At 62.7% G+C, this 22,052-nt stretch carries 18 protein-coding genes; 15 read left to right on the plus strand and 3 right to left on the minus strand.

The features are described 5' to 3' along the window. Positions 1–18 precede the first annotated feature (18 nt). Positions 19–1,317, minus strand: a complete 1,299-nt coding sequence (locus HL666_RS16050) for an NRAMP family divalent metal transporter (protein ID WP_210261953.1) — start codon at positions 1,315–1,317, stop codon at positions 19–21. Positions 1,318–1,455: 138 nt separating this feature from the next. Between HL666_RS16050 and HL666_RS16055 the strand changes: the two genes are divergently transcribed. The 5 genes from HL666_RS16055 to HL666_RS16075 all read left to right on the plus strand — a co-directional run bounded on the left by HL666_RS16055 (position 1,456) and on the right by HL666_RS16075 (position 10,125). Then, entirely contained in the window at positions 1,456–5,349 is a 3,894-nt protein-coding gene (locus tag HL666_RS16055; protein WP_172182365.1) for an ATP-binding response regulator, read from the plus strand. Positions 5,350–5,452: 103 nt separating this feature from the next. Next, positions 5,453–6,391, plus strand: a complete 939-nt coding sequence (locus tag HL666_RS16060) for a hypothetical protein (protein WP_172182366.1) — start codon at positions 5,453–5,455, stop codon at positions 6,389–6,391. A gap of 653 nt (positions 6,392–7,044) precedes the next feature. Then, entirely contained in the window at positions 7,045–7,308 is a 264-nt protein-coding gene (locus tag HL666_RS16065; RefSeq protein WP_172112594.1) for a hypothetical protein, read from the plus strand. 751 nt (positions 7,309–8,059) lie between these two features. Next, entirely contained in the window at positions 8,060–8,416 is a 357-nt protein-coding gene (locus HL666_RS16070; protein ID WP_172182367.1) for a hypothetical protein, read from the plus strand. Between the two features lie 422 nt (positions 8,417–8,838). Beyond that, positions 8,839–10,125, plus strand: coding sequence for a PBSX family phage terminase large subunit (locus HL666_RS16075; RefSeq protein ID WP_172182369.1), 1,287 nt, complete (start codon positions 8,839–8,841; stop codon positions 10,123–10,125). 36 nt (positions 10,126–10,161) lie between these two features. On the opposite strand, the gene HL666_RS16080 is transcribed toward HL666_RS16075, so the two are convergent. Further along, positions 10,162–10,416: a hypothetical protein gene (locus tag HL666_RS16080; protein ID WP_172182371.1), complete on the minus strand. Its 255-nt coding sequence runs from the start codon at positions 10,414–10,416 to the stop codon at positions 10,162–10,164. 48 nt (positions 10,417–10,464) lie between these two features. On the opposite strand from HL666_RS16080, the gene HL666_RS16085 reads away from it, so the two are divergent. Continuing rightward, a complete protein-coding gene (locus HL666_RS16085; RefSeq protein ID WP_172182373.1) occupies positions 10,465–11,127 on the plus strand; it encodes a hypothetical protein in 663 nt (220 codons plus the stop codon). Positions 11,128–11,190: 63 nt separating this feature from the next. Beyond that, positions 11,191–11,766 carry a portal protein gene (locus HL666_RS16090; RefSeq protein WP_172112600.1) on the plus strand — a complete coding sequence of 192 codons (576 nt, stop codon included), beginning with the start codon at positions 11,191–11,193 and terminating at the stop codon, positions 11,764–11,766. Between the two features lie 186 nt (positions 11,767–11,952). Here the strand turns inward: HL666_RS16090 and HL666_RS16095 are convergent, their stop codons facing one another. Continuing rightward, positions 11,953–12,264 (minus strand): hypothetical protein, encoded by a 312-nt coding sequence (locus HL666_RS16095; protein ID WP_210261942.1) that lies wholly within the window; start codon positions 12,262–12,264, stop codon positions 11,953–11,955. Positions 12,265–12,483: 219 nt separating this feature from the next. Here HL666_RS16095 and HL666_RS16100 point away from each other — a divergent pair, with 219 nt between their 5' ends. The 8 genes from HL666_RS16100 to HL666_RS16135 all read left to right on the plus strand — a co-directional run bounded on the left by HL666_RS16100 (position 12,484) and on the right by HL666_RS16135 (position 22,038). After that, positions 12,484–13,137, plus strand: a complete 654-nt coding sequence (locus HL666_RS16100) for a hypothetical protein (protein ID WP_172182375.1) — start codon at positions 12,484–12,486, stop codon at positions 13,135–13,137. Positions 13,138–13,181: 44 nt separating this feature from the next. Next, complete coding sequence (locus HL666_RS16105; RefSeq protein WP_172182377.1) at positions 13,182–14,843, plus strand: portal protein; 1,662 nt, start codon at positions 13,182–13,184, stop codon at positions 14,841–14,843. Continuing rightward, entirely contained in the window at positions 14,836–15,135 is a 300-nt protein-coding gene (locus HL666_RS16110) for a hypothetical protein (protein WP_172112603.1), read from the plus strand. Before HL666_RS16105 ends, HL666_RS16110 begins: the two co-directional genes overlap by 8 nt. Before the next feature lie 583 nt (positions 15,136–15,718). Beyond that, on the plus strand, positions 15,719–16,477 hold the full coding sequence (locus tag HL666_RS16115; protein WP_172182379.1) for a hypothetical protein: 759 nt from the start codon (positions 15,719–15,721) through the stop codon (positions 16,475–16,477). 9 nt (positions 16,478–16,486) lie between these two features. Further along, positions 16,487–17,365 carry a M23 family metallopeptidase gene (locus HL666_RS34585; RefSeq protein ID WP_172112605.1) on the plus strand — a complete coding sequence of 293 codons (879 nt, stop codon included), beginning with the start codon at positions 16,487–16,489 and terminating at the stop codon, positions 17,363–17,365. Positions 17,366–17,924: 559 nt separating this feature from the next. Continuing rightward, entirely contained in the window at positions 17,925–18,365 is a 441-nt protein-coding gene (locus tag HL666_RS16125) for a hypothetical protein (protein WP_172112606.1), read from the plus strand. Between the two features lie 1,377 nt (positions 18,366–19,742). Next, on the plus strand, positions 19,743–20,597 hold the full coding sequence (locus HL666_RS16130) for a DUF5309 domain-containing protein (RefSeq protein WP_311975765.1): 855 nt from the start codon (positions 19,743–19,745) through the stop codon (positions 20,595–20,597). Between the two features lie 172 nt (positions 20,598–20,769). Beyond that, positions 20,770–22,038 (plus strand): CaiB/BaiF CoA transferase family protein, encoded by a 1,269-nt coding sequence (locus HL666_RS16135; RefSeq protein ID WP_172182381.1) that lies wholly within the window; start codon positions 20,770–20,772, stop codon positions 22,036–22,038. Positions 22,039–22,052 lie beyond the last annotated feature (14 nt).

A 22,052-nucleotide genomic window follows, 5' to 3' on the forward strand; every position in this document is an offset into this window, starting at 1 on the left:
GGAGACCTCGAGGGTCGTTCAAGCGCGTCCTGTGACGAATGACCACAGCAGCGCCACGACCGCGATCGCCATGATGGCGGTGCCGATCCATCCCAGGGCGATCAGCCAGGACCGGCCACGAAAGCGGCCCATCAGGTCCGCATTGGAGACGATGACCATCATCATTGCCATGATCGGGACGGCGGCGATGCCGTTGAGCACGGCGCTCCACACCAGCATGTGGATCGAATCGATGCCGGTAAAGCCCAGCCCGAAGCCGATGAGGGTTGCGGCTGCAATGATGCTGTAGAAGCCGGCCGCCTCGTCCGGCTTGGCCTCGAGGGTCGCGTGCCAGCCGAAGATCTCGGCAACGCCGTAGGCCGCCGATCCCGCCAATACTGGGATCGCCAGCATTCCGGTGCCGATGATGCCCAGCGCGAACAGCAGGAAGGTGAAGCCCCCGGCCAGCGGCCGCAGGGCCTCGGCCGCCTGCGTCGCGGAGTCGATCTTGGTGACCCCGTTGCCGTGCAGGACGGTCGCGGTCGTCAGGATGACGAAGAAGGCGATCGCGTTGGAGAAGATCATGCCGATCGTCGTGTCGATCCTCATGCGCCTGAGTGCGGGATGGTCCTTCTTCGACAGCTCGCGCAACGGACGATCGACCCTGCCCTGGTTCATCTCCTCGACTTCCTGCGAGGCCTGCCAGAAGAACAGATAAGGGCTTATCGTGGTGCCCAGCACGGCGACGACCGTCAGCAGATAGTCGGCATGCGTTGATAGGTTCGGCCACACTGCGGCGAGCAGGGCCGTGCTCCAGGGCACCTTCACCATCAGCGCCGTCGCAACGTAGGCGAACAGGCTGAGGGTGAGGACCTTCATCGCCGGCGCGTAGCTGCGATAGGGCAGGAACACCTGCAGCAATGTCGAGGCCGCGGCGAAGATCAGCGCATGCTCGTGGTTGAGGCCGCCGATCACCAGTGACAGGGACTCCGCCATGGCGGCAATATCGGCAGCGATGTTGAAGGTATTGGCGCCAACCAGCAGCGCCACCAGTCCGAACACGATCGAGCGCGGCGCGACCGCCCCGATGTTGGCGGCGAGGCCCTTTCCGGTGACGCGGCCGATGCGGGCACTGACCAGCTGAATCGCGATCATGAAAGGCGTCGTGAGAAAGACCGTCCACAACAGCCCGTAGCCGAACTGCGCGCCGGCCTGGGAGTACGTTGCGATGCCCGACGGGTCGTCATCGGCAGCGCCGGTCACGAGGCCGGGACCCAGCAGCCGGAATACGCTACAGGCTGATCTCCTCGGCTTGTTCGGCTTGGACTGTATGATCATGGTCACGTGGCGGTCCCCGGGAGCGCGACGAGGCATGCCTCTCGAAGTCGCAACAGCTCGTTTTTGTTCCGGGCGTTGGAACCGGAGGGGGGTACCGACGTTGCCGCTCGCGGTGGAGTTTGTGAGCAGGGGGGACGTTTGCCGGATCATCGGCAATCAGTGCACGATCAGGAGCCCGGCACGGCCGAGCGCGAGCGCCTATTTGCCGGCGGGAGCGAGCTCGCCACTCTGATGCTGAAGCACGATTGGGAGAGTACGCCGATCGGTCCCCCGGAGCATTGGCCACAGAGTCTGAAGACGGCCGTGCGGATCATGCTCACGTCGCAGCAACCGATCTGGATCGGGTGGGGAAAGGACCTGATCTATCTCTACAACGATGCCTACAAGTCCATTATCGGCGGCAAGCATCCCTGGGCGCTGGGACGTCCGACCGCCGTGGTCTGGCACGAGATCTGGGAGGACATCGATCCGCTGCTCGCAAAAGCCAGCGGCGGCGACGAGGGGACCTATGTCGAGGCCCAGCTCCTGATCATGGAGCGCAACGGCTTTCCCGAGGAGACCTACTACACGTTCTCCTATAGCCCCATTCCCGACGACGACGGCTCACCCGGCGGCATCTTCTGTGCCAACACCGACGATACGCAGCGAGTGATCAGCGAGCGCCAGCTGTCGCTGTTGCGCGAGCTTGCGAATGCGGGGGCCGAGGCGCGCAGCATCGATCAGGCCTGCGCGAGCTGCGCCCGCGCCCTGGCCCGGGAGCCGCGCGATCTTCCTTTCGCGATGATCTACATGACCGAGCCGGATGGCGAGGCGGCGCGGCTCGAAGCCTTGACCGGGATCGATCGCGACCATCCTGCGGTCGAGTCGCGCTCGCGGATTCAAGCGGAGGAAACATGGCCACTGGCCGAAGCGCTGCATCGTCAGGCTGCGGTGCTGGTTCGCGATCTCCCGCATCGGTTCGACACGGCCTTTCCAAGCGGGGGATGGCGTCAGCCTCCGACGCAGGCTGTGGTTCTGCCGCTTCCCTCGTCCGGAGAGGCCGGGCGCAGCGGCTTCGTCATCGCAGGGCTCAATCCGTTCCGGCTCTATGACGAAAGCTATGCGCGCTTCCTGAACCTCGTCGCGGGACAGATCGCGGCGGCCGTCAGCAATGGCGGCGCCTACGAGGCGGAGCGGCGTCGCGCCGAGGCGCTGGCCGAGGTCGATCGTGCCAAGACGACGTTCTTCTCCAACATCAGCCATGAGTTTCGTACTCCTCTGACGCTGATGTTGAGCCCGCTCGAGGACATCCTCGGCAGCGACGGGGCATCCATTGGTAGCGAAGAGCGATCTGTCCTTAGTCTGATCCATCGCAACGGCATTCGGCTGCTGAAGCTGGTCAACACGCTGCTCGACTTCTCGCGGATCGAGGCCGGGCGCATGACGGCGACCTTCGAGCCGGTGGATCTCGTGACCTTCACAGAGGAACTCGTCTCCACCTTCCGCTCGGCAACCGATCGTGCCGGCCTCCGGCTCCGCATCGATGCGACCGCTCTTCCCGAGCCGGTCTATGTCGACCGCGACATGTGGGAGAAGATCGTCCTCAACCTGATCTCCAATGCCTTCAAGTTCACCTTCGAGGGTGAGATCGCCGTGTCGATCGGCGTGTCCGCTGATCGCCGTCACGCCGAACTCCGGGTTTGCGATACCGGCACCGGCATTCCGCCCGGCGAAGTGCCGAATCTGTTCGAGCGGTTTCGCCGCATCGAGGGAGCGCGCGGCCGGTCCTTCGAAGGCAGCGGCATCGGCCTTGCTCTGGTGCAGGAGCTGGTGAAGCTCCATGGCGGCGACATCACGGCCGAGAGCGAGCTCGGCCGCGGCTCGGTGTTCTCGCTCCGCATTCCGCTGGGAGTGGCGCATCTGCCGGCCGGCCAGCTCGGCATCTCGCAATCGCAGTCCGTCACGAACAGGCGCGCGCAAGCCTATATCGACGAGGCGCTGGGCTGGCTCAATGGCGATGCTTCGATCGATCTTCCGCACCCATCCTCGGCCGACGATCTTGGTGTCCGTACCGCGACGGTCCGTCGCGATCGCGTGGTGCTGGCCGATGACAATCCCGACATGCGCGACTATGTGCGGCGTTTGCTCGGCGAGGACTACGAGGTGGAGGCAGTCGCGGACGGCCGTGCCGCTCTCGATGCCACACGCCGGCGCCGCCCTGACCTGGTCCTGACCGACGTGATGATGCCGGAGCTCGACGGCTTCGGTCTTTTGAAGGCGCTGCGCAGTGACGCGCAGCTGCGCGACATTCCCGTGGTCATGCTGTCGGCGCGAGCCGGGGAGGAGGCAAAGGTCGAGGGGCTCGACGCGGGGGCCAGCGACTATCTCAGCAAGCCGTTCAGCGCGCGCGAGCTGCTGGCCCGGGTACGCGCCAACATCGACCTCGCGCGCGTCAGGCGCGAGGCGGAGACCACGCTGCGCGAGCTGAACGAGCGGCTCGAGGCGCAGGTCTCGGAGCGCACCGCGGAGCTGCAGGCCAAGGAAGCGCGGCTGCGCACGATCTTCGAGGCGAGCTACACGTTCCAGGCGCTGCTGGCGTCCGATGGTACGTTGCTCGACGCCAATGCGACCTTGCTGGAGGCGATCGCTGCGCCGTTGCACGATGTCGCCGGGGTGCCGTTCTGGGAGACGCCGTGGTTTGCGGGCACGCCGGGCACGCCCGAGGTGATCAGATCTTTGGTCGATGCAGTGGCCCGCGGCGACGAGGCCCGACGGGAGCTTCAGCTCGATCTTCCGGTCGGTGGCTGGCGATGGTTCGATTTCCAGATGCGGCCGGTGCGGGACGAGACCGGGCAGGTCGTCGCCATCGTGCCCGAGGCGGTGGAGCTGACCGAGCGTCGCAAGGCGGAGGAGGCATTCCGCCAGGCACAGAAGATGGAGGCGATCGGCCAGCTCACCGGCGGCGTCGCGCACGACTTCAACAATCTGCTGACCGTGATCAGGTCATCGGCCGATCTGCTGCGCCGTCGCCAGTTGTCCCCGGAGCGCATGCGTCGCTATGTGGATGCGATCTCGGACACGGCTGACCGGGCGGCCAAGCTGACGGGGCAACTGCTCGCCTTCGCACGCCGCACGCCGATGGAGCGCCAGGTGTTTGATGCGGCCGGGCACATCGAGCAGATCGAGGACATGCTGCAGACCGTGCTCGGCGCGCCGGCGGTCATCGAGCTCGACCTGCGCTCGCGGCCGCTGCCGGTAGACGTCGACGTCAATCAGTTCGAGACGGCGCTCGTGAACCTCGTTGCCAATGCGCGCGACGCGATGAATGGCCGGGGTGTCCTGACCATTCGCGGGGACCGCGTTCAACAGGACGGCCCGGTCGGCTCGCAGCAATTCATATCGGTTTCCGTCAGTGACACCGGATGCGGCATCGCTGCCGATCAGATTGATCGCATCTTCGAACCGTTCTTCACCACCAAGGGCGTCGGGCGCGGCACCGGTCTCGGCCTGTCGCAGGTCTACGGCTTCGTCCATCAGTCCGGCGGGCGGGTGCTCGCCGACAGCGAGCTCGGCAAGGGCACCACGCTGACCTTGCTGCTTCCGCTCACCTCCAAGCCGCTGGGACCGCGCGAGCGGAGCGAGCATGGTCCCGAGGTCCTCGCTGCGCGCTGGAACGTTCTGGTTGTCGAGGACAACCCCGAGATCGGCGAGTTCTCGACGCAGCTGCTCGAAGACCTCGGCTATCGGACCGCCCTGGCGCGCAGCGGCCTCGACGCGCTCAGGATGATCGATGACAATCCCGACGGCTTCGACCTCGTGCTCAGCGACGTCGTGATGCCGGGAATGGACGGCGTCACCCTCGGCCAGGAGATCCGCCGGCGGCTTCCCACGATTCCGATCGTGCTCAACAGCGGATATAGCGACGTGCTGGCCGACGGCGACCGCCACGGCTTCAGCCTGATCCACAAACCCTATTCGGTGGACGAGCTGTCGCGCGTGCTGCGTCAGGTCATGGCCTCACGAGGCGCTGCCAGATCGATGCCCTCCGAGTGAAGCCGCAGGGCCACTGTCCCCCATTGATCGCCGTGTTTGCTCATCCCACGGCTTGAAGCCGGACTTCGTCCCGGAGTAGTTTTGGCCGATGGGGGACGTCGGAATGGCGTGCGAGGACTTGTTGCATGGCGGCGGCTGGGCGCTGCGGAGGGTCAATGCTGTTGTTGTCGGCGCGGCGCTGGTCGTCAGCGGCGGCGCGTTCGCAAAGGACGATGAGGCGGATTCGCCGTCGCCCGGTCTCGCCAACGTCTACATCGATTTCCGCACGAACTATGCCTATGTGCCGGGCGGCGCGCTGTCGACCGGACTCGGCGATTCCTCGCTGTTCGGAACCCTGTCGCAGATCGCGACTCTGCGTCAGCTGCTCGACCGTCCGGCACCGCCGGGACGCCCGCTTCTATCGGCGCCCACCAACCAGGGCGTCGGGGTCGACGTTCCGCTGACGGTCGATCTCGGCGAGGCGCTCTCGCTCTATGGCGGCTTCACCGGCAGCACGTCCTATAACGGGCTGTCGGGCTGGTCCGACGTCGCCGTCACGAGCTGGTTCCTCGGCTTCCAGGCTGATGTCTATCAGCAGAACGGCGGCATATTTCCTACCTTGACGTTGCAATCGACGCTGACGCGTGCGGTGCCGGACTCGCCATTGGCGACCACCTCGTTCAATACCGTGGTGGAAGCGAAATATGCGCTCGACCCGGATGAGATGCGAGGCTGGCTCGCGGGCGTTCAATACACCCATGTCGAGGTCGACTCGGTTCTTGCGCGCGTCGGGAGCACGACGGCTGGCTATGTCGGCGGCTTCTATCAGTGGGACAACAACTGGAAGGTTTCTGCGCGCGCCGGCATTCAGTCGTTCGGCGGCGCGCAGCTGCTCGCCGCCACGCCGATTGCGTCCTACACGCAGCCGCTGCTCAGGCTCGATCTCGATCGCATGGACGACAACGACAACCGCCTGTTCGGCATCACCGCGCAGATCGCCTGGGCGCCGAAGCCGGTCTATCAGCTAACCGTGAGGACGCCACTCTATGCGATCAAGGACTGATCGCATCAGACGACGAGCTCATCGTGCCTGACGCCGACGAGCGGGCTTTGAGGCCGAAGACCGCTGACGACCGTAGCAAATCGTTGCGCTTGACACGTCGGGCAAATCAGGCGCATTTTGGCACCATCGAAAAATCGTAGAGCCCGCACCGAATCCTCGGTCGCGGGCTTTTTGTTGAGCCCGCCGCATCCGCGCCGGGTGGCGCGTATGACGGTCATCTTTCGATCGGATTTGACACGTCGGGCAAATCACCGGCATAGTGCCATCATCGAATTTTCCGAAATCGCCGGATGTGGCGCCCGCGCGTGGCGGCTGCAGGCCTTTGCCATCGAGCCGCGGGGCCGATGGCGCGCGACGCAGCGTGCTCAGATGCATCAATATTGGCCGGCCGGCGCGAACCGGACGGCCCGCGGGCGCGGCGTCAGTCGCCACGCCTGCTGCGGCCCCTCGCATGAGCCGGGGATAGGGTTCGCGCCCGAAACGATCGCGCCGTTGGCAGCGATCTGCCGCGCTTCTTATCGAACGCAGGGGAAGAGATGACCGCCTATCTGATCACGCTCGCCCTGATCGGTCTCGTGATGATCGCGTGCGTCGACGCGATCTGGTGAGGACCACCATCGTCCCAATCAACGTTCGCAATCCCGGGAACGCCCATGTCGAAAACCATCACCGAAATCCGCTCGATGGCGCGGAGCCATACCAAGACCGCGATCAACACGCTGGTCGGCGTGATGCGCTCGACCAAGGCAACCCACGCGGCGCGGGTGTCGGCCGCCAACGCCATCCTCGACCGCGGCTGGGGCAAAGCGCCTCAGGCGCTGCAGAACGGCGAAGACGGCGCGCTGGAATTGATTCATCGCATCGAGCGTGTGATCGTGCATCCTGAAGCGGCGGACGAAGAGCAGGAGGAAGAGTGACCTGAGGGCGCGGGAAACAGCCCGGGCTCCGCGCTTCTCGTGGCTCGAAGGGTCGTTGCAAGGAATCGTCGCCATAAAGTTCTTGCTTTGTACTCTAGGCTTGTCGATAGTGCGGAGGCTCATTCGGAGGTAGCGGTGCGTGTCAGCAGGGGCGGGCTTTTAGCTAGTGCAGTCTTGACGCCGGACCCGTCGGTACGGAGTTTTCGTTCGGTCGAACGGCTAGGCGCCGTCGCAACGCTACTGTTGGTTTTCTCGTGCAGCGTGGGTTTTGCTCACGATTTCGTCCTCAATTATGCGGTCGAAGCGAACGAGGAAATCGATGTCGGTAAGCTCGACGACTGTGACTATGGGCAGAGTTGTGAAATCCGCGCTGCGGGTCTGAACATTGGGATTGTTGTTCAGCGCGGCGTCACGGATCTTCCGACTATCGATATGACTATTGAAGGGCCACCTGGCTGCTGTCAGGTTGCCGACGCCAGCGCAACATTCCATTCGATCATCAGATCCGGTTCGCTGCAGCTAGCGATCTATCGGCGTGTCAAAAGAGACCGGGACGAATTTGTCAGGAGCGGGTTCTTTCAGAACGAACAAGTCGGAAGGATTCACCTTCGGTTTTCGCGAGCGAACTAGGCGAAGCAGTCGCGGGGCTTCAATAGCGGGAATGATGGGACATGGCCAACGGGACGGAACGTCTTCAGTTTTCGGTCGAGTGCTGGCCGAATGATCGACCCATCGGCGATGAGGTGATGTTGTGCGATTGAACAAGGGTGGGCTGATCGCTTCGGTGCTTTACGTCATCCATTTTTCGTTGTTCGGCTGCCTGTCTCATTTCGCGGATTTGAAGGCCAGTGTGTTGCTGGCCGAAATCGCTGTTGTTCCAGCCGGTATGATTCTAGGTCCGGTATGGTCCGCGCTCGGTCTTCATGATCCTCCCTTTGACGCCGGCTCTTGGATGAACAGCTATCTGTTCTATTTCCCCGTGAGCCTGCTTGTTTCCTACATGGTCGGATGGCTACTGCATGGATCGTGGACGTTGCTCGTCAGAGTCGTCGGTCCCAGCTTGGACCGGCTCGACAATCGTCTGATCAGACGGTTTCATCGCGATTGACGGCGCTGAACCGCGCCTGGCTCACTCAGCTGGATTGTAGCGTGAGATCGCGTGAAGGCCGTGCTCGGCATCATCCTGAATTCAAGTCGTTTCGGGGGCTGCCGCATCGTGAAAGGGCCCGGCGGCGGGGCTGACACTCCCTCCGGGCGATTGGGACGTTTTCCCAGTGGATCGAACGGCGGCGAGCGGACGGAGTCCGCCTCATCGTTCGATGCGCGGTTTGGGGACTGGATCGATGAAACGGCGGGAGCCGCGCCTCCGGAGCGGGGCGAGTCAGGTTCGATCGTCGAAGAGTGTCGGCCGGTGCGCCGTCTGAGGTCACGGCAGGTGTCCTCCGGCGCCTAATCCGTGTTCGAAACCGGAGCTCCGCCGGAGCCATTCCTGTTCGATCGAGATTAACACCTGGAAGAAGCAGGTGATCATTGTCCACCCTCAAGATCCCCACTGCGAAAGTGTTCGAGCCGTTGCTCGCGCCGGCGCGCTACAAGGGCGCGTTCGGTGGCCGCGGCTCGGGCAAGTCGCATTTCTTCGGCGAGTTGCTGGTCGAGACCTGCCAGGCCGAGCGCGGCACGCTGGCCGTCTGCATCCGCGAGGCGCAGCGCACACTGGCCCAATCGTCCAAACGGCTGATCGAAGGCAAGATCGCAGCGCTCGGGTTGGGCCAGGGCTTCCGGTCGTTCAGCGATCGCATTATGACGCCCGGCGACGGGCTCATCATTTTTCGCGGCATGCAGGACCACACCGCGGAGTCGATCAAGTCGCTGGAGGGATTTCGCATCGCCTGGATCGACGAGGCGCAGACCTTGAGCGCGCGCTCGCTGTCGCTGTTACGGCCGACGATCCGCGCGCCGCGCTCCGAATTGTGGGCGAGCTGGAATCCGCGCCGCAAGTCGGATGCCGTCGACGATTTTCTGCGAGGTCGCGGGGCGGACGGCGCCGTCGTCGTCAAGGCCAGCTGGCGCGACAATCCATGGTTTCCGCCGGTGCTGGACGAGGAGCGGCGGCTCGACCTGGCGATCTATCCGGACCGCTACGAGCACATCTGGGAGGGCGACTACGTGCGCGCGTTCGAAGGGGCCTATTTCGCCGAACTGCTGGCCCAGGCCAGGCGCGAGGGACGGATCGGGAAGGTGTCCGCGGATCCGCTGCTGCCGCTGCGAGCGTTCATCGATATCGGCGGCGCCGGCGCCACGGCCGACGCCTTCACGATCTGGATCGTGCAATGGGTCGGCAACGAGGTTCGGGTGCTCGATTATTATGAGGCCGTGGGGCAGGTGCTGGCCTTCCACGTCAACTGGCTGCGCGCGCGGGGCTATCAGAATGCCATTCTCTACCTTCCGCATGATGGCCTCGCGACCAATGCCGTCACCGGCAAGCGCTATGCCGATCATCTGCGCGAAGCCGGTTTCGCCGTCGAGCCGCCGCTCAAGAACCAGGGCAGGGGCGCGGCGATGATGCGCATCGAGGCGTTGCGTCGGCTCGGCCCGCAGCTCTGGTTCAACGCAGCGACCACAGAAGCCGGCCGGGAGGCGCTCGGCTTCTATCACGAGCGCAGGGACGAGGCACGCAATGTCGGGCTCGGCCCCGAGCACGACTGGTCGTCGCACGCCGCCGACGCGATCGGACTGATGGCGGTCTGCTACGAGGCGCCGCCGCGAGCCGCGAGCTTCAACCGCCCGATCCGATACCAGGATGCGGGGTGGCGGTGATATCGCGGCAGACGTGAGCTGGTCCTTCAGCGGCAGTCAGGCCGATTTGTCTCGGTCCGGCTCGCGGAGAGACGGCACCTGTGGCGGGTTGCCGAACACTGCTGCAAAAAACCTGGCGAGGTGGATGGCCAGGAATGATGCAATGCCAGCCAGGATTCCCTCGTCTCCAAACAGGAAATACCAGGCGCCGCACATGAATGCGAGAATGAGGACATTGACCATCATGGACTTCAGACAGCCTTGCACGGCGCTCTTCTGAGTGCCTGCCAGCTGATTGTCTGCCTGTGTCATGGGACTCGTCAGGTGCTCGCGTGAACGACGACTACGATGGAGTACAGAATGGCTGCCGAAAAGCTCGTTGCGAAGCTCATCAATATGATTGCGCAGAGTCAAGCGAAGAAGGAGACGTTATCTCGATATGCCGCGCCGCGTCGAGATGATGTTCTCCACGATGGGATGGTCGGATCGGGAGAGACCTGGGGTGGAATCCTGGGCGCAACACTGGGAGGAATAGGGGGAGAAATCGTCGGTGGTCTGCCGGGGGCCGTCGCGGGCTCAGTGGCGCTCGGAACGGGTGGATCGCTGGCCGGCGGGTGGGCGGCCCATGGCGCTTACCGGGAGGGGCAGCTCATCCGAGAGATCCTCACAAATCCCCAGGACTGGACGGTCGATGCGGCCGGCGCCATCGTGCCGGTGATGCCGCCCGCGGATCCGAATGCCGCACCTCCGCAGGGCGCGGCCCCGCGATCAGGGATGGTCAACAATTCAAGCTCACTGCCCTGCTGGGCGCGGTCGGAGTTGGCGACCCCATCCACCAGCCGTGCGGCCGCCGGCCGTCCCGGCGGCTTTCCCGGTCTGATCGCGGGCACCGGCAACACCGACGCGATGGATTCGGCGCGCATGCAACCGCCGGCAGGCGGCCTGCTTGGGATGATCCAGGACTACATGCGCACGCAGTCGGTCGACGATGGCGCCGGTGCCTCCGCCTGGCCTCCGCGATGAGCCTCCGTATCGTACGAGGGTCCCAAACCTGACAATGGCGTTCTCAATGACGTGGATCTGATCATGCCGAAAATGACGACCTCCGACCTCAAGTCCATGCTCGCCGCCGAAAAGGCCGATGCGCTGGCCGCCATCTCCGCGGCGCGGCTCGCCGAGGAGCGTGCCGATGCCATGGATTACTATCTCGGCAACATGAAGAAGGACATGCCGACGCAGGAGGGGCGGTCACGCGCCGTCTCCACCGATGTCGCCGACACGGTCGAAGGCCTGATGCCGCATCTGATGGACATTTTCGCGGGTTCCGACGAGGTCGTGCGCTTCGAGCCGGTCGGTCCCGAGGACGAGGCGGCTGCGGCGCAGGAGACTGATTACGTCAATCACGTCTTCATGCAGCAAAATCCCGGGTTCATGGTCTTGTACTCCTTCATCAAGGACGCTCTGCTGTCGAAAGTCGGAGTCGTCAAGGTCTGGTGGGAGGAGCGCGAGGAGGAGAATCGCGAGACCTATTACGACCTGACCGAGGATCAGTTCGCGCTGCTGGCCGAGTCCGTCATGGCATCCGACGGCGCGATACGGATCGTGGCGCACACGATGCGTGGTGCAGAACCGGATGTAAAACCGCGGCAGCCGGCATCTTGAATGCAGAGCTCAGATCCACCACGGGCCAGCATGAACGCGGAATCGGCACGTCAAGCGGCGGATCTTGGCTGGGAGAAACTCCGGCAGGAACGCTGAGCCCGTGAGCGCTCTGGGCGCTGAACGCGGAGTAGCCGATCGTACTTCCCACAGTTCTTGCGGGGGAGCGCCTGTCTCGTTGTTGGGTCCTCAGCTCAGTGCGCCCAAAATCATGACGATGAGAAAGCCGAGGACCGACCAGACCCATATGATCCGCTGCCGCCGGATTGCGATCTTCAGCCGTACTCGACCGGGCTCCGTCAGCTTCGTCGGATCCATTGCGGAGAAGCGAAATCCGAAAAAGGGCCATGTCTTGTAATAGCCCGGCTTCATGTAGCGCATGTCGGAGGCGCTCGGAGCGATATGGTTGTGGATGATACGGAAATCATTCAGCAAGAGGGCCCACAGCGGCAGGCCCGCAACCATCCAAATGAGAGCGAAGCCGATTATCGCGTCGGACATGTTTGCAGCGCTGGCCGAGGTGTCGATCGCAGCCGATCGTTTCATTCAGTTGATAAAGGTAGCCAAATGTCGGTCAATGAGAAAGGAAATCTTCGTCCGGATGGCATCTCGTTGGAGCTACCCTGGTTCGGGCTCGGAGGGACATACTATTGGAATCCGGGAGGGCCGACTGCACCAAATGTAACCTTGACGGGAGGTCTGGGGAAGGGAGGTGGCGGATTGCACCTCATCCATCTCAGAAAGGGCATGTCGTCCGAAGACACTCTCAGGTTCGGTGCGTCGATCAACGTGCCGTCGTTCAGCGTTAACGCGACCATTCCGGACGAATCCGGCGTTCCGCTGCCTTGGAAGGCAAAAGTGTCGTCGATCGGTGTAGGAGCCGCAATTCCCGGCGTCGGCGTAAACTTTACGGCGACGCCGGCGCAGGTCGCCGCCTTCATCAGAAAATACATTCTGAATCCCGTCATGGGGGCGGGCAGCCAGTCTTCGGCGCCTGGAGGCGTTCCCCAGAGCGCGCCGATCCGATTCGAGCGCGACGCCGAACGGCCGATACCCTATGCTGCACCGTGGCCGGGCAGGGAACCATTTGAGTCGACGATCTCTCCGTGGTCGTCCAACTACGTCGGCGGCCGCTATGCGCCGTCGGCTCGTCGCGTTTCGGGTGCTCGCCCCGATCGTCCATTTTCCGACGGTGTGCCGGCCATCCCCTACATTAAGGACAGGAGAGCAACTCCCGGAGATCCGCCGGACGTGGCTGCTGCCGTCGTGGGAGACGGGTCTGGAGTCGGCGGGCAGATGGCCCCGGCCGGCGGCCTTCTCGGCATGATCCGGGACTACCTCCTGACCGACGCAGCTCGAAGCGACAGCCGTTAGACGCTGTTACATCTGTTTCTCCATCACAGAACGGGTCTATCGCCATGACCATGCCTCTTCAGTCGGCGCTGCCGCAACCGGCGCCGGCACCGATCACGCACGACGTCACCATCGTGACCACCCGGAAATTCGCGCAGGCGCGCGTCTTGGGGGTGCCGCCCGAGGAGTTCGGTATCGAGCGCGGCGCGCGCTCGATACGCGACTGCAACTATTGCTTCCACGAGATCGTCACCAAGACCGAGGCGCAACTGATTGCCGAAGGGTTCGACGCCGCGCAGATCCGCTCGCTCGGCGACGATGGCGGGACGACCGGGGTCGAGACGCTCGCACGCGATACGGTCGACGAGCGTTCGCGGGCATCGTCGAGCGCAGCGAATTCGGGCACCAGGCTCGTGCGTATCACCGAGCACTATGTCCGGATGGACTATGAAGGTGAGGGACAGCCCTGCCTGTACCAGGTCATCACCGGCGGCGACCAGAGCGAGATCCTGCGCAAGGACGGTCAGGACTGCATCACGCCGTTCGACGCAATCCCGTTCGCGGCCACGACGCCGGTGCCGATGACCCATCGATTTTTCGGTCGCTCGATTGCCGATCTGGTGATGCCGCTGCAGCGGGAGAAGACGGCGCTGAAGCGGGGGGCGCTGGACAATCTCTATCTGCACAACAATCCGCGCGTTGAGGTGGCCGAGCAGAACGCGGGCCCCAATACACTCGACGATCTCCTGGTCTCGCGTCCTGGAGGCGTCGTCCGCACCAAGACGGCCGGCGGGCTGAACTGGCAGGTGGTACCTGATATCACCAGCTCGATCTATCCGATGCTCCAATATATCGACGCCGAGCTCGAAAGCCGCTCGGGACTCTCGAGGCAAGCGCAGGGCATCGACGCCAACGCGCTGCAGAACCAGTCGGCGACGGCGGTGGCGCAGGTGTTCTCCGCCTCGCAGATGCGCATCAAGCTGATCGCGCGTATCATGGCCGAAGGCGTCCGCGACATGTTCGGACTCCTGCATGCGACCATCCGCAAGCATGGGCAGCAGCGCCAGACGGTACGGCTGCGCAACGCCTGGGTCCAGGTCGATCCGCGCAGCTGGAAGACCCGCGACGACATGACGATCGAGGTCGGGCTCGGATCGGGCGGCAAGGCGCAGCAGTTCGCGCAGACCATGGCGATCGCCAACGTGCAGAAGGAGCTGGCGATGGCCGGCAAGGTCCATCTGGTCGGTGATCGCGAGCTCTACAACACGGCCGCCGAGCTGACGCGGATCATGGGACACAAGAACCCTGGCCGCTTCTTCAACGATCCCGCCGCGGTCGATCCGCAGACCGGGCGCCTGCTGCATCCGCCGCCGGCGCCACCGCAGCCGCCGCCCGATCCGAAGCTGCTCGCCGCGCAGGCGCGGGTGCAGACCGAGCAGGCGATTGCCGCCCACAAGGCGCAACTGGCGCAGCAGCAGGCGCACAATGATCTGGTCCATCAGCAGGTGAAGATGCAGGCCGAGATCGAGCTGGCCAAGATCAAGGCCGGACTGGACGCAAAGATTGCGCTGCTCGATGCACATCTCAAGACGATGGAAGAGGGACAGAAGCGCGAGCAGGCGCAGGCGGCGCATGAGATGAAGATCGCCGAGGCGGCGATCGACTTCGCCGCCGTCGCCGCTCGGGATCGGGGATCCCACAGCGAGACGGAGCGACGCCATGACTGACGAGAGCCCCCTGCAACAGACCGCCGCCCGCGGCAGCCGCGCCAAGGCGCTGCTCGACGACGAACTGCTCGCCGGCGCGTTCGATGCGCTCGAGGCGAGCTACAGCTCGGCCTGGCGACAGACCCTGATTGACGACGTCGCCGGCCGCGAGAAGCTGTTTCTCGCCATCAACATCGTCGGCAAGGTGCGCGATCATCTCGGCGCAATGGTCGCCAACGGCAGGCTGGCGCAGGCTGAGCTGAAGGAGCTCGCGCAGACGGCGGAGCGCAGGAAGCGGTTTGGCGTGCTCTGAGCTGGTTCGACCGAGGACAATCAAAAGCTGTATTGACTTGTTCATTGTTTGTTCTAGGGTTGGCAAAAGTTCGCGATCTGATTTTGGAGAGTTGGAGGCTCGCGCCTATGGGGGCGAAGCGTCGATCTGGTGCGTCACCAGGACGGGTGGCTTGAGCACGGTGCCCCTCGTCAATGCCGGCCACAAACCCCGCAGGGAAAATCGAATGTGTGCTCGAGCTGCGAGATTTGTTCTGTTGAGACGGTCTCTCCATCGGTTTCTGACCGGTGCGCTGGCCGCGAGTATGTCTGCGGCGATAGGGGGAGCGATTGGCATCGCTTGTATCTTTCTATCGGCTTTCCTGTCGAGCGAGGTCGTTGCAGAGGTGGCTTCAACCAAGTTGAGCCTCATCTGGAGCTCGTCTCTGCCCGGCATTCCTCAGTTCTGTTCCGGCACGGAGCCAGGTGTCGTCTACATGGAGTACGACCCTGCGAGACAGTCGACTTCGATCTTCAAGAGCAACTTGAGAGGCGAAGAGCGAATGCTCGCAATGGTTCCCGGAAATGCCGACGTGAGATCGTTGTCCTGCTCGCAGGATGGTCGGATGATTGCCGCCTACGACTCGCATCAGCCAATGCTCTTTCTGCTACGCGATGAGCAGCTAGCTACGTATCGACTGTCGCGCTCTCAACCCTTCACACGAGCGGGTCTGTATTCCTTCTTGTCGCCGGACGGACATGGCATCAAGCTCTCGGAGAAGCCGGTCCTGGTCAACGGTCCGGACTTCATGGCGGACATGTCGGTCTTTCCCGACGAGCGCCATAACGTGTTCTTCATGGAAGGATACGTCTATGTCGACGATGCGAGCGCCATCCGGAAATTCGTTCGAACGGATGGAAGTTGGATCAAGGATGGTCGTGAGATCAAGCTGCCCAAGGATTTCAGTTCGACGGAGATCGTCCGATGTGGTGACCATGACGTTGCGTCACTGGTGGGTGTTGAGACGTCGCGCTACATGGTCCTCGGCGAGCGCTCGAGCCAGCAGGACTGGCTGGCGCAAGTCGGTGTGCGAAAGCTCTTTAGAAAATTCAACGAGCCGTTCCTGATCTCCGGTGATTATGGCGTCTGCGCATTTCCGCTGCTCGATCACCGGCGCTGGCACACGACGCTTGGAATCGCGCGCCTCGATCGTTCTGGCGTGCGAACGTTCTCGCTTCCGTATCCGGAATTCGAGATTGCCAACGACAACCTCTCCTTCAGCAAAGACGGCTGTTACCTGATGCTTCAGGGAACGTGGTTGGGAGGCGAGGCTCCGGGGAACACGCACCTTTTGGCCGTTCAGGCGCCAGAATGCAGACGATGAGAAGCGACGATGCCACGATACGAATACCCAGGTTATGGGCCGGTGGGCGACGGCTGGTTGACGAAGCGTCCCGGCACCAAGGGAGGATATCATGGGGGCACGGACAACCCGGCCAAACCAGATACTCCTGTGTATGCCGAATACGCCGGAAAGGTCTTCAGAAGTGGTGTGATCGCCGGCTATGGCCGAGCAGTCGTTGTCGAGTCCGTCGCGCCCGATGGAACGAAGTTTTACGCTCTTTACGGCCACCTGGGACCGGGGGATTTGCCGGCTCCCAATACCCCGATTGTCGCCGGCAGGCCGATCCCTGGCGCGGTGATCGGGACCAAGGACTATGTGCAGTCGATGGGCGGTTTGTCCACTGGCCCTCATCTCCATCGAGAGATCATATCTGGAAACGTACGTCTCAATGCCGACGGTCCATTTGGGATATACTCAAGCGACGTCAAACACAAAGCCGACCCTGATACGTTCGATATCAATCAGCCTCTGTTCCCTTATGAGCGGCCAAGCCAGCCATCGCCGCCACAGCCGAGTGACGAAGTATCGAAACGGCTGCCTGGCAGAGGCAGGATCATGTCGCCTCCTATCGCCCCATCCGTATCCTCACCTATTGTGCCGGGGATGCCAATTCCCGGCGCGGAGGGACCGACCTCCGTTGGGGGCCAAATGGACCGGAGCCGGTGGTGCCACCTCCTTTGCCTCGACCGTTGCCGAAAGATCCTCGGAGGCACGGCGTTCTGGGACCGCTGGATCTTGTTTCTCGGCCGTCGCCTGACGCCGCTCTATTCCCGCGTCCGACCGTCGATTCGCAAGTTGATCCGGGAGCCTTGGGCTACTTGGCTATGCTGTTTTCGTCTCCCGAGATGGAGAACGAGAAACGGGTGATGAGCCTCCTGGAGGGACCTTCGAGGCCAAGCGGTCTCACCAATCTGCCGTCGGATGTATCCTCAGAACAAACGTATCCGGTGAGGCGGCTCATCAGTCGCGTCGTAAGATGGTGATGCAATAATGTAGCTCTGGGTAGACCACCGTGTTCAGAAACGCCAATATCGAGGATCGGCCTCAATGGCTAACAGGCGTCAATCCGGACTGCCGTATCAAGCCAGAAGAATCGGTCCACGGATCATCTGAGAGCCGAGGTCGAGGGGGCCTGGACCATGTCGAAGATCAACCAGAGTCGCCGAGAGCTGCCTGTCCGTCGTTCTAGGCCTCCTTTTCGTTTGTCCGTCTCATTGTCGTGGCGACGTACCGCAGCCCTCGGCGATAAACGCTGACCGGACGTTCGTCTGCTTGAGCGAGCAGAGCGACCTCGATGTCAATGTGTCGACGGTCAGCTCGATCGACCAGAACGGACTCTTCGTCGTGCGCGGCCTTGTGTCGTAGGTCTCGTTCGAAGTCCGGATCAGAGAGCCATGTTGACGATTTATAACGGGGAGATTTGAGCATGAGCCGCCTTATACGAAGATGGCGCGCCGTATTATTTGTAGACTTTACTTTGAAATTTTCGATCTTTTATGGTGGTGCTGTACTTATCTCGCTCGGCGTCATTATCGTCGAAGGGATGAGACCGGTCATCTATTTCGCGGGTCTCGCGGCTTCTCTCGCTGCGTTGAACGTCGTCTTGTTGGTGCTGGTATCGAGGATGTTCGTTTGGTGTCGCTGCCAAGTCCTCATGTGGAACTCTGCGTTGCAGGTTGCTGCCCTTGTTATCTGTGCAACGGCTATATTCGACGCCATCGTGACTGCCGTGCTTTCGCTGCGCGGCAGTCTTCAATGGGCTGTCGACAGCAGTCTGTTCATTTCGGTAACGAACCTCGTTTCGATTGTGGTCGTGCTGCTCTTCGATGCGGCATTGAGAATTGTTTGTCGAAGGATCGAACGTTGACGGCGGATTTTTGAGCGTAGGCAATTGATTGCGTCGCGAAAGGAAATGAAATGGACCCGACTATGCAATCCCCAAGGCGTATTCACGTGCCCATCGGCGCCGGGGTCGATATTCCCATTCCCACGGGGCCTCATTTTTACAGGACCAAGACTTGGGTTGGTGCGGTTTCCAACGGGACTACGCTGGCGCAGGCGCTGCAGGCTCTCTTGAGGCATGCGACTCCTCTTCAGGGCGGCGTTGCGCAGGACGGAAAGACAACTGACATTCCCATTCTTGGAGCTGTCCGGCACCGGGTTGATCCCGAGCGAAGAATGGTGGTGAACACAACAGAGCCGGGTCATTGGCTCGATCCAGGCAACGTTCATCGATCGATCGTGCAGGAAGGCGACGACATCTACGTCCAATCCGACGGGTACGGGACAGGAAGCTTCCCGGGCATAAATGCACGCCTTGCCGAGTTCTTGTGGCCGTTGGTCGACGACGATATTCGTCGCGACTTGATGAAACAGGCATTGGACTCCCGTAGCAGATCATCCAGCAGTCAGAACGTTTTCGACCTCAGGTTTCCGGAGAATATGAGGGGGAGCGCAGAGAGCGTTCCGGCAGCGACGAAGCTTCCAACTGGTGAACCGCAAGCGGGCGCTCGGGTGCGATCGGTCTTTGAGACTGGAAATGCCCCGTTCGTCCAGAGTCCATCGATGTTCGGGGGAGATGCGTCAGTACCTGCCCGTAGTCCAGACCGTGGGCAAAATGCTGCGGCCTTTCAAGATCGTTTTGACTCCTCGACTGTACCAGCGTCGGGTGGTCTCCCGGGTTGGCTCGCATCCGTTGCTGGGATTGATCCGTCGAATCCGTTCCTGCCCGTCGCACCTGTCGACAGGGTGCCGACTCGGCGTCTTGTTGTCCGCCCGGCGGAGTAGGCGAGTCGTCATCTTGACGAGGCGACGTTCATCGACATGCGCGGTCGGCGCAAAGTATTGTCCATTGACACGTCGGGCAAATCACCTTCATAAAGGCAGCATCGCAAGATTTAAATGAGCCCGCGTCGGTGACATCCGCCGCGGGCTTTCTCGTGGGCCGGGACGTCAACCGATTCACGCCAAGGCCGCGCGTCGAGCTTCATCGTGTAAACACGGTGAAGCCACGATGGCTGCATCTGCCGACCCCGTTTGCAACGGGCGCCACGGCATTGATGCCCTGTATGAGCCGAACCGAGACGGATCTCTCGCGCGATCGTGCCGGCAGGGCCTGAACGATTTCGATCAAATCCAGAACTACGCAGCGTCGTTCGCAAAACGCGCGGTCGTGCATTCCACAAGCAGCGGCGCGATCGGAGCGATCGCCGTGTGCTGCGCAAGCCAACATGAGGGATCATCGATGACCACACCCACGTCTACTTTCGTCACCTACCAGGCGGTCGGCAACCGCGAAGATCTCAGCGACATGATCTATCGCATCGATCCGGTCGATACGCCGTTCATGAGCGGCGTCGACAAGGAGAAGGCGACCGCCGTCAACCACGAATGGCAGACCCAGGCGCTGGCGCCGGCAGACGGCAGCAATGCCCAGCTCGAAGGCGACGACCCCAACACCAACGTCACGACACCGACCGTCCGCCTCGGCAACCAGTGCCAGATCTCCTACAAGGTCGCGCGCGTCTCCGGCACCCAGCAGGCCGTCGATCATGCCGGCCGCGACAATGAGCTCGCCTATCAGGAAATGCTGAAGGGCCTCGAGCTCAAGCGCGACCTCGAGACGATCCTGTGCGGCACCAATCAGGCCAAGGTCGTCGGCAACACCACGACGCCGCGCAAGACGGCCTCGATCCTGTCGTGGATCGTCTCCAACACCTCGAAGGGCAGCGCCGGCGGTGCCGCCGATCCCAGCGCGGCCGACGGCTCCGCCATCCGGACCGACGGCACCCAGATCGCCTTCACCGAGGCACGGCTCAAGACGGTGCTGTCGGCGATCTGGATCAATGGCGGCAAGCCGGGCACGATCCTGACCGGCGCCTTCAACAAGCAGGTGTTCTCGACCTTCACCGGCCGCTCGACCGCGATGGAGGAAGCCAAGTCGAAGAAGATCGTCGCGTCGGTCGATGCCTACGACGAGCAACATCGCCTCTGCAAACAACTTCATTCGGCGCGGCTATGTGTTATTTCAACCCGATCGCCCTTGGGCATGGGGGAACTCGCTCTATTGGCGCAAGATGATCGGGCGGTGAGCTCTTGAAGGGCTTCGTTGCGTCGCAGCAGGGAGAGCCGCCGGGCAACCCGGACGTGGGCTTTTTTTGCCGATGTGATTAAGCTAACTCTCTCTTGTCCTGACGTGGGAGCAATCGGCGCCGGGGCACGAATGCCAAGATCGCATCAGACGATTGACGGAAACGGGGAAGGGCTCCGGAATGCCGCCTGCAGTGGCGCTGCCAGATCGTAAGCCGCGGTCGGCCGATGCACCGGCCGCGCTGGCGGGGTTGCGCGTCATCGACTTCACGCGCGTGGTGGCAGGACCGGCATGCACGCAAACGCTCGGAGACTTCGGTGCCGACGTCATCAAGATCGAGCAGCCGGTCAGGGGAGACGATACCCGGTCTTACGAACACGCCGAGCTCGGCGGCGAAAGTGCGGCCTTCCTCAGTCTCAATCGCAACAAGCGAGGCATGGTGCTGGACCTCGCGATCCCGCAGGCCAGGGAGGTTGCACGCGCGCTGATCGATAAGGCTGATGTCGTGGTGGAGAATTTCTCATCGGCCGTGATGGAAAAGTACGGTCTGGACTATCCTGCGGTCTCGAGCACCAATCCGGGGCTGATCTATTGCTCGATCTCGGCCTATGGCCGCACCGGCCCGTTTGCGTGGCGATCGGGGTTCGATCCGATCACCCAGGCCGAGAGTGGCTTCATGTCGCTCAACGGCTTCGCCGACGGTCCTCCGGTCCGGACCGGTCCGCCGATCATCGATTTGGCGACTGGCATGTCCGCCTGCAATGCCATCCTGCTGGCGCTCGCCGCCCGGCAGCGGCTCGGTCGCGGGCAGCATGTCGATGTGGCTTTGTTCGACATTGCGTTGGCGATGACGGGTTTCTCCGGAATGGCTTTCTTGATGAACGGGAAGAATCCCTCGCGCACCGGCAACTCGCCGAACGATTCGCCGACGGTTGGCGTCTTCGAAGCGTCGGATGGCCCGCTCTACGTCGCCTGCGCCAATGATCGACTTTATCAGCGGCTGGTGACGGACGTTCTTGCGCGTCCGGATCTTCTGACCGATCCCCGATTCAGTTCGCGAAAGGCGAGATCGACCAACCGGGTCCAACTGCGCAGCATTCTTGCCGAGATACTTGCCTCTGAGCGGATGGACGTGTGGATTTCCCGCATGAACCAGGCCGGAGTCCCCGTGGGGCGCGTACGGAACGTTGAGCAGGCATTCGACGCGGCTGAGGTCCGGGCGCGCGATCGCATCTGTCGTATTCCCCATCCGACGGCGGGCTCGATACCGAACATCGAGCCGTCCATCACCATGCAGCTGACGCCGACTGTCGAACCGCGGGCGGCACCGCGGCTCGGCGAGCATACCTTCGCTGTGCTGCGCGAGAAGCTGGAACTCACCGACCATGAGATCGAAGCCCTCCGCCGGGTCGGCGCCTTTGGACCGGTCGATCCGACCATACCGGCTTAGGGGGTTGGCCGCTC

Origin of the sequence: Bradyrhizobium aeschynomenes (assembly GCF_013178945.1) — a bacterium.
Lineage (GTDB): Bacteria > Pseudomonadota > Alphaproteobacteria > Rhizobiales > Xanthobacteraceae > Bradyrhizobium > Bradyrhizobium aeschynomenes.